Here is a 17,512-nt window from a genome sequence, read left to right on the forward strand (position 1 = left end):
GTGCCGACGGAATAGGTTTCTCCCATCTTGATCTGGCCTGCCGGATCCGTGGGGTCCTTCTTTTCCTGTGAGGCACAACCGCAGAGAAAAAGGATAACTACGAGACCTAGGGTTCCAAGGGTTCCAAGGGGTCCCAGGGAAGCGAGTTTTGGGAACGATCCATTCATGAGGCCATTTAGCTTCGGGGAGTCCGAAATGTATACTTGAAAACTCCGATCGTCTCTCCCCCGGAGGGGGGATTTATTATTGAAATGGTGGAGGCGAGGGGAGTCGAACCCCTGTCCCCGGAACTTATCAGGCACCCGTCCACATGCTTGACCGCACTTTGAATTTAAGGGGTCGGCCACGGTGCGGCGCGCTGCTTTCCCCCGATCGACCACGAAATCGATTCACCCCCCGGCGCGGTCTTTCCGCCTGAGAGCCAGCCTACTGGCGTCGCCTTCACACTTAGTAGGCGTCAGTGTGTCAGCGTCACAGCCTTAGGCTGCGAGAGCTAGATTTTCGTAATCTGCGTTTAGTTTTTTTGACTCGATTTTTTACGAGGCCAACGAATCATCCTCGGCATGCAGAATGCGTAATGAGCTTCGAGTCGAAACCAGTACGCCCCCTATGAGGATTTAATTTGGCGCAGGGGAGGCTCATTCGCAAGAGACATTTCAGCCGAAGGCTGAAATGGGGTATGGGTAATAGGGCATTGGTAATCGGGGCAGGACACCCACCATTACCTACTCCCAATATCCTTTTCCCTATCTTAGGAAGCTGATCGTGTAGGGATAGCGATAGCTCTCGCCGTTGCTGGTCTTCACTGCGGCGATGATGATGCAGGCTAGCCAGACGATGAGTACGATTGGCAGGATCAGGAAGCCGATTAGCACGAAGCAGAGAGCTCCCGCGATCAGGCTGTAGATCGTGTAGGAGATCTGAAAATTGAGCACCTCCTTGCCGGTCGAATCGATCTCCGGGCTGTCGGCCCGTTTAACTAGCCAGATCACCAGCGGTACCACGATATGGGCTAGTGCGAAGCTCAGGATCAGTCCCGAGAGGCCCGAGAGATGGAGACCTATGCACCAGGAGCGGGCGGATTCCGAGGAAGAGGCGGGGTCCGTCTGGATGGTCGGTCGAGAGTTTTCCGGACGGTTCAGTGGAGGGGGCGTGTCCATGGATCAAAGAGACATCCGATACGCCCGTTTCGCAAGGCACAAGTTGACCCATGCTTGGATGGGGGAGCCCCTTTCATCCCTAATAATTCATCCCTCATCCTTTTTCCATGGTTGCCAAGGGTGTCCCACTTAGGTTGACTATCTGAACGCCTTTTTTGGCCAATCTTTTCTATGAGCGAACGCAGAGTTGTCATCACCGGTATCGGAGTTATCAGTCCAGTGGGTTCGGACCTCGATACCTTCTGGAAGAACCTCATTGAAGGCCGGTCCGGCATCACACGCTACGAGAATTTCGACTCGACCGGATTCGATTGCCTGATTGCTGGCGAAGTGAAGGGATTTGAGCCGACCAACTGGTTCAAAACACCGAAGGATGCGCGTCGAGCCGATCGTTTTGCACAGTTCGCCATGGCCGGAACCAGACTGGCGCTGGATGATTCCGGACTCGATCTCGAGACGATCGACAAGGAACGTTTTGGAGTCATCGTGGGAAGCGGCATCGGGGGGTTCCAGAGCCTTGAGACCGAGGCGCGCAGGCTCGTAGAGAAGGGGCCGACCAAGCTCTCCCCTTTCACCATTCCGATGATCATTAGCAATATGGCCAGCGGCCTCATCTCCATGGAGTACGGCTTTAGCGGCCCGAACATGGCGATCGTCACCGCCTGCGCAACGGCTAATAATTCTGTCGGAGAGGCCTGGCGTATCATCAAGTTCGGCGACGCCGACGCCTTCGTCGCAGGTGGAGCCGAGGCGACCATCACACCGCTCGGTGTGGCCGGATTCTCCTGCATGCGTGCTCTGAGCACCCGGAACGATGACCCCCAGAAGGCCTCCCGTCCCTTTGACAAGGATCGTGATGGATTCGTCATGAGCGAGGGAGCAGGTATCGTTATTCTCGAGGAGCTCGAGCATGCGAAGAAGCGCGGCGCGCGGATTTACTGCGAACTTGTTGGCTATGGCGCCACTGCGGATGCCTACCACATGACCGCCCCACGACCCGAGGGAGAGGGAGCTAGCCGGTGCATGCAGATCGCGATGAAGCACGCCAAGGTCACTCCGGAAGAGGTAGACTACATCAACGCCCATGGCACCTCCACGCCGATCGGCGACATCTGCGAGACCAAGGCGATCAAGGATGCCTTCGGTGCCCAGGCTTACAAGGTACCTATTAGCTCCACCAAGTCTGTTACGGGTCACCTTCTGGGTGCGGCTGGCGGTATTGAGCTTGCCGCGTGCGCCCTCGCCATGCGCGACGGGATCGTCCCTCCCACCATCAATCTCGACAATCCCGAACCCGAGTGCGATCTCGACTACGTCCCGCACAAGGCACGCGAGGTCAAGGTCAAGGTGGCCCTCAGCAACTCCTTCGGCTTCGGCGGTCATAACTCCTCCGTTGTGATTCGCGAGTTCGAAGGATAATTGGCTAACACGCTTTTCCCATGAGCCGATCTTTCAAATTCCTTACCGTGGCTCTTTATCTGTCGATTGCCGTGGTAGCAACCATCACCCTCACCAACACAATGATTATGGCCCAAGAAACTTCCTCCAGCTCATCCTCCAACCTCGCCAAGGGCCAGGCATTCCTCAAAGAGAACGCCACCAAGCCCGGTGTGCACACCACTCCGAGCGGTCTCCAGTATAAGGTCATCACCGAAGGTCACGGCAAGAGCCCCAAGGCCACCGATACCGTCCTTGTTCACTATCGCGGTACCACGATCGACGGCACCGAGTTCGACAGCTCCTACAAGCGGAACGAGCCCATCTCTTTCCCTCTGAACGGCGTCATTCCAGGCTGGACCGAGGGTGTCCAGCTCATGAAGGAAGGCGGCAAACTCCAGCTCTTCATTCCGTCAAATCTCGCCTATGGATCGCGCGGTGCGGGTGGAGTCATACCTCCAGACGCGACGCTCATCTTCGACATCGAACTTCTCAAAGTTCAGTAGGGCCTTGGGTGGTAGGCCGATGGGATAAGCTTAAAGAGCTGCAGTTGACACTGATCCAGCGTGCACTACGGTAGTGCAAATGAGAAATATCACGCTGAGCGCCAGTGAGGAGGTGATCGAGAGGGCCCGAGCTATGGCCCGTGAACATCACACCACTCTAAACCAGATGTTCCGAGATTGGCTTCAGACCGTAGATCACGGTAGAAAGCGGATCGGAGGGTATCGTGGTTTCATGCAGCGTATCAGCGGAAGGGTTGAAGTGGGGGGGCGCAAGTTCACCCGCGAGGAGATGAATGAGCGCTGATTTTTTCCTCGATACGAACATTCTGGTCTATTCGTTCGACGATGGGGAACCGGCAAAACGAGACAAGGCTCGGGAGCTGATAGAGCAGGCCTTGGAAACGCGGCGAGGTGCAATCAGTTGGCAGGTCGTTCAGGAGTTCCTGAACGTCGCCCTTCATAAGTGGCATAAGCCGATGACCCCTGCCGATTCGAGGGAATATCTTCAGACAGTTCTGAATCCGCTCTGCGCGGTTTATCCGTCCACCGAGATCTGGTCGGCATCGCTACGGATCGCCGAGGAGAGCCAATACCGTTTCTATGACAGCCTCATCGTCGCCGCGGCCATCCAAAGCGGTGCGACGATTATCTATTCCGAGGATCTCCAGCACGGGCGCCAGTTCGGCACACTGGAAATCCGCAATCCCTTCTGCTGATCTGTCTTGAGAGCTATTTTTTAACCTAACAGTCTAATAGTATTGACGCCACTGCCCTCTCGGGAAGCAGTGGCGCCCTGCGGGCTACGACTTCCTCGTAGTCTACCGCGCATCATCCCAGATGCTTGGTTCAGCCTAACAGCCTTTCAAATCAGACAAACTTTCCGGGGTTCAGGATGTCTTTCGGATCGACGGCGGATTTGATCCGCTTGTGCAGGTCACGGAGTTCAGGAGAGGTTGCCTCGTTCCACCAGCGTTTCTTGGCCAGGCCGATGCCGTGCTCTCCGGTGATCGCTCCTCCCCACTTGATGACCTGGGTAAAGAGAGCGTCGAGGACCCCTTCGATCTCCTTGGGACGCTTGGCCTGCTGTTCCTTGGAGACCATGACATTCACATGGATGTTGCCGTCCCCGGCGTGACCGAAGCAGGCGATCGGGAAGCCGGTCTTTTTCTGCAGTTTCTCCGCGAAAGCGATGAGGTCGACGAGGCGTCCGCGTGGGACGGCGATATCCTCGTTGAGCTTGGTGAGGCCGGTGGCCTTGAGCGAGGCAGAGAAGGCACGGCGTAGGGCCCAGATCCGTTCGCAGCGCTCGGGGGAAGTGGCGAGTTCCACCTCGAGGGCTTTGTTCTTTGTAAGGAGGGCCTTAAGAGCCTTTCCTTCGCTGAGGACACTAGCCTTCTGGCCGTCGAGTTCGACAAGCAGGTGAGCCTTGCCGGGAGGGATGAAGGTTCCCTTCAAATCCCCCGTTACTTCTTTTGGGGCGTTGCGGGCTGACTGGAGGGTGAAGCTATCGGCCACCTCCATGGCGCAGGGGAGGTAGCCGGCCTTGAAGATCGCCTGCACGGCGGCTGCTGCATCGCGCATCGATCCGAATCCGGCGGAAAGGGTCACGCGGGCGGGAGGCAAGGGAAGGAGTCGCAGGGTCGCCTCGGTGATGACTCCGAGCATTCCCTCGGAGCCGACGAACATTCCGACAAGGTCAAAGCCGGTCTTGTTCTTGTGGGTGCGTCCACCGACCCGGATGAGGGTGCCGTCGGCGAGGGCAACCTGAAGTCCTAGCACATAGGGACGGGTGACGCCGTACTTGAGGCAACGGGGACCCCCTGCATTGGTGGCAATATTGCCGCCAAGGGAGCAGTCCTTGTAGCTCTGAGGATCGGGCGGGTAGAAGAGCCCTTTTTTGATAACCTCCGTCTGAAGCACTCCCGTAATGACATTCGGCTCTACGACGGCGACGAAGTCCTCTCCGTTGATCTCCCGGATGCGGTTCATCCGGTGCATGCTCATGAGAATGCCTCCCCGCACAGGAACGCATCCGCCGACATAGCCATGGCCAGCGCCGCGTGTGGTCACGGGGATGTCGTGCTTATTCGCATAGCCGAGCACTGCGGCGACCTCCTTGGCGTTTCCAGGTGCAACAGCGATCTCGGGAAGAGCCGAGGCAAACCACTTGTCCCTGCCGAGTTCGGCTAGACGCTCAGGATTAATGATGACCCCGGCCTTGGTCGGGATGAGTTTGCGGAGATCCCGCTCGAGAGAAGGATGAGATTTGAAACGTGAAGCCTGATGAGGTGAGGAGGGAATACGTTTATTGGATCCCTTCTTTTTCTTTTCAGGTTTCAACATTGATGGCACTTGCCTCCCGGCAAGCCGTGCCACCGCTGACGGGCTGCCTTCGGCAGTCTTCCGCGTCGCTTCCCTGCGACTTGGTTCAGCCTTCAGGTTTTTCAAACTTACATCCCCATGATTTCGTAGCCGCCGTCGACATAGATCACTTGGCCGGTGATGCCGCTGCCACCATCGCTGGCTAGGAAGACGCCGGTCTGGCCGAGTTCCTCACCGGTGCAGGTGCGGCGTAGAGGAGCATGCTCCTCGTAGTGCTTGATCATGGTGCCGAGGCCGGAGACGCCGCGGGCGGCTAGGGTATTCATCGGGCCGGCGCTGATGCAATTCACGCGGATCTTCTTGGTGCCGAGATCGTAGGCAAGGTAGCGGGTGCTGGCTTCCAGCGAGGCCTTGGCGACGCCCATCACGTTGTAGTGAGGGACGACCTTGACGGATCCGTAGTAGCTCATGGCGGTGATGCTTCCACCGTCGGTCATGAGGGGGGCGGCTTCGCGGGAGAGGGCGACAAGCGAGTAGGCGCTGATGTCGTGGGCCCTCATGTAGGCGTCGCGGCTGGTGGAGAGGAAATCCCCCTCCAGGGCCTCCTTCGGAGCGAAGGCAACGGAGTGGAGTAGCAGATCAAGCTTCGGGGTAACCTCGCGGACTTTGCCGAAGAAGGTGGTGATCTCCGCATCACTTGAGACGTCACAAGGCTGGAGGAAGGTGTCGGCGCCAAACTCAGAGACGAGTTCCTCGACGTTTTCCTTCAGGCGTTCTCCCTGATAGTTGAAGAGGAGGGTGGCTCCGGCCTGCTTCCAGGCCTTGGCAATGTGCCATGCGATGCTGCGTTTGTTGGCGACGCCGAAAACGACGCCGACTTTACCTGCGAGGGATCCGTTACTCATCCCACTAGGAAGCCTTCTCTATCCCCCTCCTGTCACGCAAAAACCTTGCGGAAAAAATGTGAAATTGTCTTCTTGGCCGCGGACGCGAACTTTTCCACCCCAATCCCTTTCATCCCCTTCATCTCTGTGAATTCATTAACCTCTGGGATGAAATTTCCTGTGGACCGACTTGAGTTGGCTCCGATCGACCTGGGTGTAGATTTGCGTCGTGGCGATGGAGGCATGGCCGAGCATCTCCTGGATGATTCGAAGATCGGCGCCGCCGGCGAGTAGATGGGTGGCGAAGGAGTGTCGCAACTGATGAGGGTGGACGGCCTCCTCGATACCGACGATCTTCGCATAATGTCGGACCAGTTGCCAGATACGTGCCGGTGTGAGTTTGTGCCCCCTCACGGAGAGAAAGATTTCCCCACCAGATTTCGACGACACAAGCTTGGGACGAGCATTACTCAGATAGAATTTCAGAGCTGTGAGTGCGGATCGACCGACAGGAATCAACCGTGTCTTGCTCCCTTTCCCGGTGACCCGAATAACGCCGCCTTCCTCATCGAGATTCTCCAAGCGGACGCTACAGGCCTCGGCGATGCGCAGGCCGCAGGCATAGAGAAGCTCCAGAAGTGCCCTGTCGCGGATTTCCAGAGGAGTCTCTCCCGCAGGGGCTGCGACCAGTTTGGCCATGTTGATTTGAGAGAGTGGTTGAGGGAGCGTCTGGGGTAGGCGTGGCAGGGGTAGCTTCTCGGCGGGATCGCTTCCGATGCGGCTACGTGCGGTGAGAAATCGAAAGAAGATCCGCAGGGCGACGGCCTCAAGCTTGATCGAGGTGGCGGAGAGCCCTCGTTTCTTCTCCGCAATCAGGAACTCGGAGAGGAGGAGAGGGGTGACGGCCGCTACGGATTCAATCCCTCGACCAGTAGCCCAAGCGACAAAGCGTTCCAGCGAGGCGCGGGTCGAGAGTTGATAGTTGGTCGAGAGACCTCTCTCTGTCGCCAGATAAAGCAGGAAGCTGTCGATGCACTCCTGCATCTCGGTGATCAGGAAACGGAGGCGGGATTCGGTGCCGTCAGCCGGGTGAGGGCCTCGTGGTACTTTTCCGCGGTCTTAGCGACAATCTCTGCAGGAAGTTCGGGAGCGGGCGGTTGCTTGTCCCAGCCGCAGTTCTCGAGCCAGTCTCGAACGAACTGCTTATCGAAGCTTGGAGGACTGCCGCCGGATTTGTATTGGTCGGCTGGCCAGAAGCGTGAGGAGTCAGGCGTCATGCACTCGTCGATCAGGATGATCTCGCCGTCATGGATGCCAAACTCGAACTTCGTGTCGGCGATGATGATGCCGCGGGAGGCGGCGTAGGCACGCCCATGCCGGTAGAGATCGAGGCTCATCTGCTTCACCCTCAGGGCGACTTCGTCACCTAGCAAAGCACGGCACTGGGACCAGGTGATTGGCTCGTCATGTCCCTCCTCGGCCTTGGTGCTCGGAGTGAAGAGATCTTCGGGGAGGCGGTCGGACTGTTGTAGGCCCGCTGGCATCGCATAGCCACCCACCGTGCCCTCCTTCTGGTATTCCTTCCATCCGGAGCCGGCGACATAGCCGCGCACAACGCACTCGACGGGAAGCGGCTTCGCCTTCTTCGCGATCATCGAGCGACCGCGCAGGATGTCGGCATACGGCTTCAACTCCGGGGGAAAGGCCGAGACCTCGGTCTCGATCATATGATTGGGAATGAAATCGAGGCGATGAAACCAGAAGGTCGAGAGTTTGTTCAGCACCTCTCCCTTGCCCGGGATGGCGTTTGGCAGAATGCAGTCGAAAGCGGAAATGCGGTCTGTGGCTACCAGCAGGAGGTTCTCTCCAAGGTCGAAGACCTCGCGGACTTTGCCGCTGCGGAGTTTCGTGATGCCGGGCAGATCGCAGGTGAGAAGATCCATAAGGAAAAGACGAATGATGAATGAGGAATGATGGCTCAGACAAGAGAGGAAAGTAACCGGGGCTACGCCTTGTCCCTTTTCGGGAGATAAGGGTCTTGAGGGATTTTCAATTTCTTGGTGACCCAATTGCCATTTGCCCGACTACAGCTTCACTCCGAAGCGCTCGCCCTTTTTCGCATCAAGAGCAAAGGCTGTAAGTAGTTCGGCAGTCTGCTTGAGGTCCGAATACTGGATCATCTCCACAGGGGAATGCATATAACGGTTCGGGACGCCGATGGAGACGGCTGGGATGCCTCCCTTCTGCTTGAAGATCGCGTCTGCATCGGTGCCACTCCACCGCGGGTTCACCTCTACTTGCAGTGGGATTTTGGAGTGTTCCCCCACCTTGCGGAGCCGTGCGTTCACGACGGGATGATTCACGCTTCCAAGACTGATCACGGGCCCCTTACCCATCACGACCTCCCCGTGCTTTGTCTTGGAGCAATTGGGAATGTCGGTGGCATGGGTCACATCAACCACGAGAGCCACATTGGGATGGACGGTGTAGCCTGCCATGGAGGCTCCGTAGAGACCGTTCTCCTCTTGGATTGTGGAAACGGCGACAAGCTTTGCTTGGAGATTTTTCTTTTTCAGCGAGGCAAGGCGCAGACCTTCGGCTGCGGCCCAGGCTCCGATCCTGTTGTCGCAACCTCGTGCCGCGAAGCGTCCTCCCGCCAATTCCTGGAACTCCGCCGAGTAGGTGACGGCATCGCCGATGGAGACAAGTTTCTCTGCCTCTTTTCGTGAGGAGGCGCCGATGTCGATGTGCATGGCGTGTATTTCGGGAACCTTATTGCGGTCATCGGGCTCCTGAAGATGGATGGCGAGAAGTCCGGTAACTCCCGGCACGGAACCCTTTGCGCCGTGAACCGTGACGCGTTGGCCTCGGATCAATCCTTTGTCCACGCCGCCGATGCCCTTGAAGTAGAGAAACCCTTCCTCCGTGATGTGCGAGACCATCAGTCCCAGCTCATCGACATGGCCGCTGATCAGGATCGTTGGATCTCCCTTCCCTGAGCCTGGATTCAGCGTAGCGTAGGCATTGCCGTAGGAATCGATCTCCACCGAATCTGCAAACTGGCTCACGTAATCCACCCAGACCTTCTGCCCTTTGGTTTCGAAACCCGAGGGGGAGGGTGTATTGAGCAGTTTCTTAAGAAAGGCATAGGGAGCCCCGAGGACGTCGGGTGAGTTTTTAGCAGTGGATTTCATGACATAACCCTGAAGCTTCCCGTACGATGGCTGAAGAAAAATCGGCCCGAAATTGATATCCGCCAAATAAAAGCGAGGAATCCTGCGGGTCAAGTAATGGGGAAAAAGTACCTAAGAGGTCTTTTTTCTCGTTCAAGATGTTTGTTGCAGGCAATGATCCCTTCTTATGGCAATTCGCGCCCTTCTCTTTGATCTGGATGATACGCTGGCCGTCGACGAGGCGGTCTCTCACGAAACCTTTGCCCATGTCGCGGCTGTGGCCTCCGCTCGTTTCGAAGCCGAACCCACACGTTTTGCGACCGACTCCATGGCGATCGCACGATCACTCTGGGCAGAGGGAGGGAGCCGTCCTTTCTGTCGCTCGATTGGGATTAGCGCCTTCGAGTGTCTCTGGGGAGGCTTCGCCGGCGATTCCCCAGAGCTGACGGCGTTGAGGGATTGGGCGACCGCTTACCGTGTCGAGGTGTTTGCTAAGTCACTCACCGCCCAAGGAAGGATTGCCTCGGAGGATGCCGCCGTGATGCTTTCCCTGGAATTTGCTGCCACCCGCCGAGCCCGTCAGCGGTTGCTGCCGGGTGCACGCGAACTGATGACTGAGCTCGCTACTTTCTACAAGCTCGCCCTCCTGACCAATGGCGCCCCCGATCTGCAGCGCGAGAAGATCGCTGCCTCGGGGCTGGAATCCTTTTTCCAGGCCATCGTGGTCTCCGGCGAGCATGGCATTGGAAAGCCTAAGCCCGAAATTTTTCATCACCTGCTTAGCGAACTCGGGGTTTCACCCGACGAGGCGGTGATGGTCGGCAATAGCCTGGAGCGCGATATTGCCGGAGCCCGAAACGCGGGCATCCGCTCGATCTGGATCCGGGTTCCCGGTTCCGAGGAGCAGGCGGAGGTCACTCCGGACCACACCATCACGAACCTTGCGGAAATTCCGGCAATTTTAAAAGAACTCGTCTAGCCATTCCTTAGACATTTGAGAAATAGCGACTTGACCATAGTACCCCCCTCCCTCATCTAATGGCGGGCTCTTGCCATCACCTAGGCGTCTCTTTCTTCTGATTTTCCATAATTTATCCCCAATCGATCACTAACGATCCATGAAGTTCCTTCGTCTTTTCTGGTTTGCACGACTTTTGGTTGTGACGATTTTGGTGTTTTTGCCGGGAGCACGTTTGGATGCCCAAGTTCCCGGTCAGGCTCCGTTGATTCAGGAGATCAATGTCCAGTTCGTAGGACCGACCACGCTCAGCAAGCAACGTGTCTTGGACAATCTGGCGACCAAGCCGGGGGCGCTTTATAACGATCGTCTTGTCGAGGAGGATATCAAGTCTCTCTACGCCACGGGTCAGGTCTCCAACGCCCGTATTTTCGCAGAACCGACCAGCGGGGGACTGAAGGTTACCGTCCTTCTCCAGGGGCGGGCTACCGTGGGGGAGGTGATTATCGAGGGGGCGGAGGCCATTCCCAACACGAAGATCCGCAAGGAAATCGCGACCAAGCCGGGCGAGCCCCTCAGCGACGAGCGGCTCAACGATGACCGCCAGAAGATTCTGAAGCTTTACGAGGACAAGAATTACACCGACGTGAAGGTCGATACGAAGTCCACGGAGCTTCCCGACAAGAAGATGAAGGTAGCCTTCCTGATCAACGAAGGACCGAAGCTCGTCATTCGCCGCATCTCCTTCACCGGAAATGATTCCGTCCTTCCGAAGGATCTGATGAAGGTCATGAAAACCAAGACGGCCAACCTGCTTTCCTTTCTGACCAAGGCGGGTCGCCTTACCCCATCTCAGATGGACGAGGATAAGGAGGCGATTCGCGCTCTCTACCAGAACAAGGGATTTGCAGACATGCGTATTTCTGATGTCCAGACCACGCCGCTGCTTAACGGCAAGGGTGTCGATCTGGTGATTTCCATATCCGAGGGAACGCAGTACCGGGTCAACAAGCTTGCCATCGATGGTGCCACCATCGTGGCTCCAGCTGATCTGGTTCGCTACCTTAAGATGAGGACCGGATCCCTCTACACGCCGGAAGGTATGGGTGCTGATCTTAAGAAAATCCGCGATTACTACGGTTCACGAGGCTATGTCGACATGGTCGCCCAACCGCAGATCACACCCGCTGGCCAAGGACAGATCGATCTCACGTACCGCGTAGATGAAGGAGTTCAGTCGTACGTGAATCTGATCAATGTTCAGGGTAATACGAAGACCAAGGACAAAGTCATCCGCCGCGAATTGGCCGTCCAACCCGGAGGGATCTTCGACACCACGCTGGTCGACGTCAGCAAGACTCGGTTGATGAATCTCAATTACTTTTCGAAGGTCGACACAGTCCCTGTCGACACCTTGGTTCCGGGCCGCAAGGATCTCGATGTCATCGTCGAAGAGAAAAAGACCGGATCTTTCAATTTCGGAGCCGGCTTCAGCTCCATCGATAGTTTGGTTGGATTTGCCGAAATGCAGCAGTCCAACTTCGACCTCTTCAACTGGCCCAACTTCACCGGTGCCGGGCAGCGTTTCCGTATCCGCGGCCAGTACGGTCTGCAGCGTCAGGATTTCACCCTGTCACTCACCGAGCCATGGTTCATGGGGTACAAGGTCTCCGTGGGCGGCGAGTTTTACTACCATGCCGCCACCTTCCTGAGTCCTGTCTACAGCCAGTCGAACCTCGGCGGAGCGCTTCAAGCCCGCAAGGCACTGACTCCCTTCACTGCGCTGCGCGGAGAATACCGACTTGAGAATATCAACATAAACAATTTAACAGGCAATTACGGAAACGGTCAGGGGGTGACTCCGCAACAGCAGCAACAGGGGGCCATACAGAATGCCGCCAACAACTCCCCCTACACCAAGAGTTGCATCTTACTCGGGATTGATTTTGATAACCGAGACAGTCTCTTCCTTACCCGCAAGGGGCAGTCGATTAACCTGACCGGATTCGTGGCAGGAGGCGGGCTTGGCGGAACGGTTCAGGATTACGGCATCTCGCTCGATGCCAAGAAATACTTTCCCCTTCCGTGGGACATGATTCTCCTCACAAAGGGTTCCGTGGGTGTTGTGAATACTTGGGGAAGTGGCACTCAGGGGACAAATACTCCACCAATCTTCGACGAACTCTACCTTGGTGGTGCCAATGACATGCGCGGCTTCGTCTTCAGAGGTGTTGGTCCCAAGGATTTTTACGGAAATCCTGTCGGCGGCAGCACCTCGGTCTATGGAACCGCAGAGTTGACCTTTCCGATCATCCCGCGTCTTCGAGGAGCGATCTTTACAGATTGGGGTTATGTAAACGCCAATTCGTGGGATATCAACCCACAGTCCGTTACCGCCACTGCAAATGGGCAATCTTACACTTCCGGCGGACTGAACGGCGACGTCGGTATCGGAGCCCGTATCGACTTGCCGATTGGACCGATCCGTGTCGACTGGGGTTATCCAGTCATGACCGACTCATGGAATAGGACAAGCGGCCAGTTCCAATTTAATGTTGGCTACACCTTCTAGTGTTGGCTATAACTGAAACTCAATTCCCAACCCAATCTTCATGACATCCATCACCCGTATCTCTTTGCTCGCGGCACTTTTCGTTCTTGGTGGTGCGGGTTTCGCCAACGCACAGGTCAAGTTCGGTACAGTCGACATGAACCGTGTCTTCAGCGAGTATTACAAGACTAAGGATGCTCAGACCAAGTATGCCGATGCCGAGAAGGCAGCTAATGACGACCTGAATGGACGCGTGGAAACCCTCAAGGCCAGCATGAAGGATATCAGTCAGCTGAATACCGACATCCAGAAACCCGACCTGGCCAAAGATGATGCTGATGCCAAGAAGAAGGATCTGCAGACCAAGGTGGCTGCCGCCCGCGCACTCGACAAGGAGATTGCCGACTATCGCAGCTCCAAGCAGAAGGGACTTCAGGACCAGTTCCTCCGTATGCGCAAGGACATCGTCGACGACATCATGAAGACCGTGAACGATCTCGTGAAAGCCAAGGGCTATGACATCGTCTTTGATAAGTCCGGGCTGAGCGCTGGTGCCGTGCCTGTTGTTCTCTATTCCCGGGATGATCTCGATTTCAGTCAGGATGTGATCACGGCACTGAACAAGAACGCTCCGGCCAAGGCAGCCGCAGCCAAATAATCCAGCAACCCCGTTGACTCGCCTCACTCTCCCATGAGACTGCTGGAATTAGCAGCGCTCGCGGGATTCGAGGCCCCAACCGGTTCGGGCGACTTGGAAATCACAGGTGTTGCTTCCTTGCAGGAGGCTCGCCCGGGTGACATCACTTTCTTCGGAAATCCCCGCTATCTGGCCCAACTCCGTCTCAGCAAGGCTAGTGCAGTTTTCGTTCCTCTGGAGTTCGGTGGGGAGATCGGGCCGGTACTACTGAAGGTTGAGAATCCCTCCGGGGCCTTTGCCTCCGTGGTGGCAGCCTTCGCGCCACCCGAAGTGGCGGCTGAACCAGGTATCCATCCTTCTGCCGTCGTCTCTCCTTCCGCACGACTTGGGGAACGGGTTTCCGTGGGACCTCAGGCCGTGATCGGGGAGTCAGCTGTGATTGGTTCCGGTTCCGTGATTGGAGCTGGATGCCTCATCGGCAGTGAGGTGCATCTCGGTGAGGGATGTCATTTACATCCCGGAGCGATCATCCGCGAGCGTTGCATTCTGGGCAACCGCGTCATTCTTCAACCGGGTGCAGTCATCGGATCGTGTGGATTCGGCTACGAGTTCAAGGAGGGACGCCATGTTAAGATTCCTCAGACCGGCATTGTTGAGATCGGTGATGACGTCGAGATCGGGGCCAATACCACCGTCGACCGCGCCCGCTTCGGACGCACCGTCATCGGCGAGGGGAGCAAGATCGATAATCTGGTACAGATCGCCCACAATGTGCAGATCGGTTCTCACACCATCATCTGCTCCCAAGTCGGGATCTCTGGCAGCACGCTGATCGGGTCTTATGTCACTCTCGCCGGGCAGGTCGGCCTCGCCGGGCATATCGAAATCGGTGATAAGGCCGTGCTGGGAGCCAAGGCCGGTGTCTCCAAGAACGTCCCAGCGGGCTCGATGTTGATCGGCGCCCCTGCAAAGCCGATGAAAGAGTTCAAGCAGACAAACTTCTATATTTCCCAGCTTCACAAACTCTACGATAGGGTTAAGGAGCTCGAAAAGTTGGTGCAAAAGTAAAAGGTGAAAAAGTGGGAAGGTTTTCCCCGGTACGCCCAGTGTTATCAGTTGGAACCTTCGACTTTTCCACTTTCGTACTTTCCCCCCACTGCTTAGCTCCTATATATTGTGCGGACTCAATCTCAAACCACCCCTTAGGCCCAATACCTTGTATAACCAGAACGAAAAAGTCGAACCGATCGATGTTGCCGAAGAGATCTCTAGATCCTTCCTCGACTACTCCATGTCGGTCATCATTTCCCGGGCGCTTCCCGATGCTCGCGACGGTCTGAAGCCCTCGCAGCGCCGCATCCTGTTTGCCATGAGCGAGCTCGGGGTGATGCCGACCCGCAAGCATCTCAAGTGCGCCAAGATCGTCGGCGAGACCATGGGTAACTATCACCCCCATGGTGACCAGGCGATCTATCCCACTCTCGTCCACATGGCCCAGACCTGGGCAATGCGCGAGACCCTTATCGAGGGTCAGGGCAACTTCGGTTCCGTCGAAGGTGATCCTCCGGCCTCCATGCGTTATACCGAGGCACGCCTGCGGCCCCTTGGCGCCGTCCTCATGGAGGACATGGACCACGACACGGTCGATTTCGTTCCGAACTACGATGACACCCGCGAGGAGCCGACCGTTTTCCCAGCCTCGATCCCGAACCTTCTCGTCAATGGCGGCACTGGCATCGCGGTCGGCATGGCGACCAATATACCTCCGCATAACCTCGGTGAGACCATCGACGCGGTCTGTGCCCAGGTTGATAATCCCGACATCACGCTCGACGAGTTGATGAAGCACATCAAGGGTCCTGACTTCCCGACGGGATGTCAGCTCTGCGGCGTCGGCGGTATCAGGCAATACTTCGAGACAGGGCGTGGCTCCGTGAAGGTCCGAGGACGCGCCGGCGTCGAGGAGATCAAGGGCGGTCGCGAGCAGATCGTCATCACCGAGATTCCCTACAACGTCAACCGGGCTACTCTTGTCGAGCGCATCGCTGGTCTCGTGAACGAGAAGATCATCACCGACATCAGCGCTATCCGCGATGAGTCCGATGAGAACACCCGTGTTGTCATCGAGCTCAAACGGGATGCTATTCCGAAGGTCGTCATCAACAACCTCTACAAGCACACCGCACTCGAGTCCTCCTTCTCCATCTCGATGCTGGCCATCGACCGAGGTCGTCCGAAGCTCCTTTCGCTCAAGGAAGCCATCGCCTGCTTCATCGAGCACCGCCGCGAGGTTATCCTTCGTCGCACCCGCTTCCTCCTCCGCGAGGCCGAGACCCGTGCCGAGAAGCTCGAGGGCTACCTGATCGCCCTCGCGAATCTCGACAATTTCATCAAGATCATCCGCGATTCCCAGAACCGCGACGAGGCCCGCACCCGCCTGTTGGCCATCGAGTTCTCGAAGAAGGAGATCGAGAAATTCGGCATCCTGCTTCGTCAGGAATCCCGGCTCAATGACAAGGGACAGTACTGCTTCAGCGAGCCTCAGGCCGATGCCATCCTCGAGCTGCGCCTCTACCAGCTCACCGGCCTCGAGCGCGACAAGCTGAACGCCGAGTATCAGCAGCTTCTCTCCACAATCGCCGATCTGGTCGACATCCTTGCCCGCGAGGAGCGCGTCTTCACGATCATCAAGACCGAACTGAAGGCGATCCGTGACAAGCACGCCGGCCCCCGCCTCACTGAGCTTGTCCCCGAGGAGGGAGAGATCTCCATCGAGGACTTGATCGCCAACGAAGGCTGCATCATTACTGTCACTCACAAGGGATTCATTAAGCGCACAGCCGTCAGCGCCTACCGCTCGCAGAAGCGCGGTGGCAAGGGGGTCATCGGAATGACCACGCGTGAGGCTCAGACCGATGCCGAGGAGGGCGATTTCGTCGAGCATCTCTTTACCGCCAGCACGCATGACTACCTTGTCTTCTTCACAAAGACAGGCCGCTGCTATGTCGAGAGGGTACATGAGATTCCCGAAATGAGCCGCACGGCCAAGGGCCGCTCCATCGCGAACATCCTCAACTTCCAGTCGGGTGAACAGGTCGCCGCCACACTCCGCATCGAGTCGACCACCAGCGGCGGTGCAGGAGGTGTCGAGACCACCTGGAATCCCGAGAAGCATATCTTCTTCGCTACCCGCAGTGGCATCGTGAAGAAGTCGAACCTCGGGGACTTCTCCAACATCCGCAAGGGAGGCATCATCGCCATCGAGATCGAGGAAGGGGATGTGCTCATCTCTGCCTCTCTCACGGACGGCCACGACGAGGTCGTCCTGGTTACCAAGGAGGGCATGAGTATCCGCTTTAGCGAGGAGGAGCTCCGCGACCAAGGGCGCAAGACCGTTGGCGTCTGGGGCATTCGTCCTAATAAAGGCGACGAAGTCGTCTCCGTCAGCCTTGTCCGCAACGACTGCATGCTACTTGTGGCAGGCGAGAACGGCATCGGCAAACGCACCTCCTTCGAGGAGTACCGCAAGCAATCGCGCGGCGGCAAAGGCATCATCACCATGAAGACCGGAGACAAGGTGGGTTGCGTGGTCGGAGCGCTCTCCGTCACTGATTCGGACGAGATCATGCTGATCACCTCCGGTGGTCAGATGGTTCGCACCCCTGTCGACAAAATCCGCGAAACCGGACGGAATGCCATGGGTGTACGTCTGATCAATCTGCCCGAGGGTGAGAAGTTGCAGGGGATTGCGCCGGTGGTATCACAAAAAGAAGACGAAGTCATAGAAGGCTAGGTCTTTTAGCGTGGGACAGCGTTGCTGCTCGGTCGGCGTAGGGCTACTAAGCCCTCCCTCGCTCGCCTAGCCCCGCATTCAAACTTCCAAG

At 57.0% G+C, this 17,512-nt stretch carries 15 protein-coding genes and 1 other RNA gene; 9 read left to right on the forward strand and 7 right to left on the reverse strand.

The window, feature by feature from the left end; genetic code table 11:
* Nucleotides 1-252: 252 nt before the first annotated feature.
* Both ssrA and K8R57_07130 read right to left on the reverse strand, forming a co-directional pair.
* Nucleotides 253-608: a transfer-messenger RNA gene (gene ssrA / locus K8R57_07125) on the reverse strand.
* Between the two features lie 138 nt (nt 609-746).
* Nucleotides 747-1,160, reverse strand: a complete 414-nt coding sequence (locus tag K8R57_07130) for a DUF4870 domain-containing protein (GenBank protein MCE9588070.1) — start codon at nt 1,158-1,160, stop codon at nt 747-749.
* A 171-nt stretch (nt 1,161-1,331) separates the two neighbouring features.
* Here K8R57_07130 and fabF point away from each other — a divergent pair, with 171 nt between their 5' ends.
* From fabF to K8R57_07150, 4 genes are all read left to right on the forward strand, one after another.
* Entirely contained in the window at nt 1,332-2,579 is a 1,248-nt protein-coding gene (gene fabF, locus K8R57_07135; GenBank protein MCE9588071.1) for a beta-ketoacyl-ACP synthase II, read from the forward strand.
* Nucleotides 2,580-2,599: 20 nt separating this feature from the next.
* On the forward strand, nt 2,600-3,103 hold the full coding sequence (locus tag K8R57_07140; GenBank protein MCE9588072.1) for an FKBP-type peptidyl-prolyl cis-trans isomerase: 504 nt from the start codon (nt 2,600-2,602) through the stop codon (nt 3,101-3,103).
* A gap of 79 nt (nt 3,104-3,182) precedes the next feature.
* Complete coding sequence (locus tag K8R57_07145; GenBank protein ID MCE9588073.1) at nt 3,183-3,407, forward strand: DUF6364 family protein; 225 nt, start codon at nt 3,183-3,185, stop codon at nt 3,405-3,407.
* Nucleotides 3,397-3,819 carry a PIN domain-containing protein gene (locus K8R57_07150; GenBank protein ID MCE9588074.1) on the forward strand — a complete coding sequence of 141 codons (423 nt, stop codon included), beginning with the start codon at nt 3,397-3,399 and terminating at the stop codon, nt 3,817-3,819. Before K8R57_07145 ends, K8R57_07150 begins: the two co-directional genes overlap by 11 nt.
* 151 nt (nt 3,820-3,970) lie before the next feature.
* On the opposite strand, the gene K8R57_07155 is transcribed toward K8R57_07150, so the two are convergent.
* The 5 genes from K8R57_07155 to K8R57_07175 form a co-directional block, all read right to left on the reverse strand.
* The gene (locus K8R57_07155; GenBank protein ID MCE9588075.1) at nt 3,971-5,446 is read right to left on the reverse strand and encodes an FAD-binding protein; all 1,476 of its coding nucleotides are present in this window, start codon (nt 5,444-5,446) and stop codon (nt 3,971-3,973) included.
* A gap of 107 nt (nt 5,447-5,553) precedes the next feature.
* Entirely contained in the window at nt 5,554-6,330 is a 777-nt protein-coding gene (locus K8R57_07160) for an enoyl-ACP reductase (GenBank protein ID MCE9588076.1), read from the reverse strand.
* A 135-nt stretch (nt 6,331-6,465) separates the two neighbouring features.
* Nucleotides 6,466-7,353, reverse strand: a complete 888-nt coding sequence (locus K8R57_07165) for a tyrosine recombinase (GenBank protein MCE9588077.1) — start codon at nt 7,351-7,353, stop codon at nt 6,466-6,468.
* Between the two features lie 8 nt (nt 7,354-7,361).
* Entirely contained in the window at nt 7,362-8,252 is an 891-nt protein-coding gene (locus K8R57_07170) for a phosphoribosylaminoimidazolesuccinocarboxamide synthase (GenBank protein ID MCE9588078.1), read from the reverse strand.
* 141 nt (nt 8,253-8,393) lie between these two features.
* Nucleotides 8,394-9,503, reverse strand: a complete 1,110-nt coding sequence (locus K8R57_07175) for a M42 family metallopeptidase (protein MCE9588079.1) — start codon at nt 9,501-9,503, stop codon at nt 8,394-8,396.
* Nucleotides 9,504-9,669: 166 nt separating this feature from the next.
* On the opposite strand from K8R57_07175, the gene K8R57_07180 reads away from it, so the two are divergent.
* From K8R57_07180 to gyrA, 5 genes are all read left to right on the forward strand, one after another.
* Nucleotides 9,670-10,461 (forward strand): HAD family hydrolase, encoded by a 792-nt coding sequence (locus tag K8R57_07180; protein ID MCE9588080.1) that lies wholly within the window; start codon nt 9,670-9,672, stop codon nt 10,459-10,461.
* A 139-nt stretch (nt 10,462-10,600) separates the two neighbouring features.
* Nucleotides 10,601-13,012: an outer membrane protein assembly factor BamA gene (gene bamA, locus K8R57_07185; GenBank protein MCE9588081.1), complete on the forward strand. Its 2,412-nt coding sequence runs from the start codon at nt 10,601-10,603 to the stop codon at nt 13,010-13,012.
* A gap of 40 nt (nt 13,013-13,052) precedes the next feature.
* The gene (locus K8R57_07190; protein MCE9588082.1) at nt 13,053-13,649 is read left to right on the forward strand and encodes an OmpH family outer membrane protein; all 597 of its coding nucleotides are present in this window, start codon (nt 13,053-13,055) and stop codon (nt 13,647-13,649) included.
* A 33-nt stretch (nt 13,650-13,682) separates the two neighbouring features.
* On the forward strand, nt 13,683-14,696 hold the full coding sequence (gene lpxD, locus K8R57_07195) for a UDP-3-O-(3-hydroxymyristoyl)glucosamine N-acyltransferase (protein MCE9588083.1): 1,014 nt from the start codon (nt 13,683-13,685) through the stop codon (nt 14,694-14,696).
* 148 nt (nt 14,697-14,844) lie between these two features.
* Nucleotides 14,845-17,421 carry a DNA gyrase subunit A gene (gyrA, locus tag K8R57_07200; GenBank protein MCE9588084.1) on the forward strand — a complete coding sequence of 859 codons (2,577 nt, stop codon included), beginning with the start codon at nt 14,845-14,847 and terminating at the stop codon, nt 17,419-17,421.
* Nucleotides 17,422-17,512 lie beyond the last annotated feature (91 nt).

Source organism: Verrucomicrobiota bacterium, from assembly GCA_021413925.1.
GTDB lineage: Bacteria > Verrucomicrobiota > Verrucomicrobiia > Chthoniobacterales > UBA6821 > UBA6821.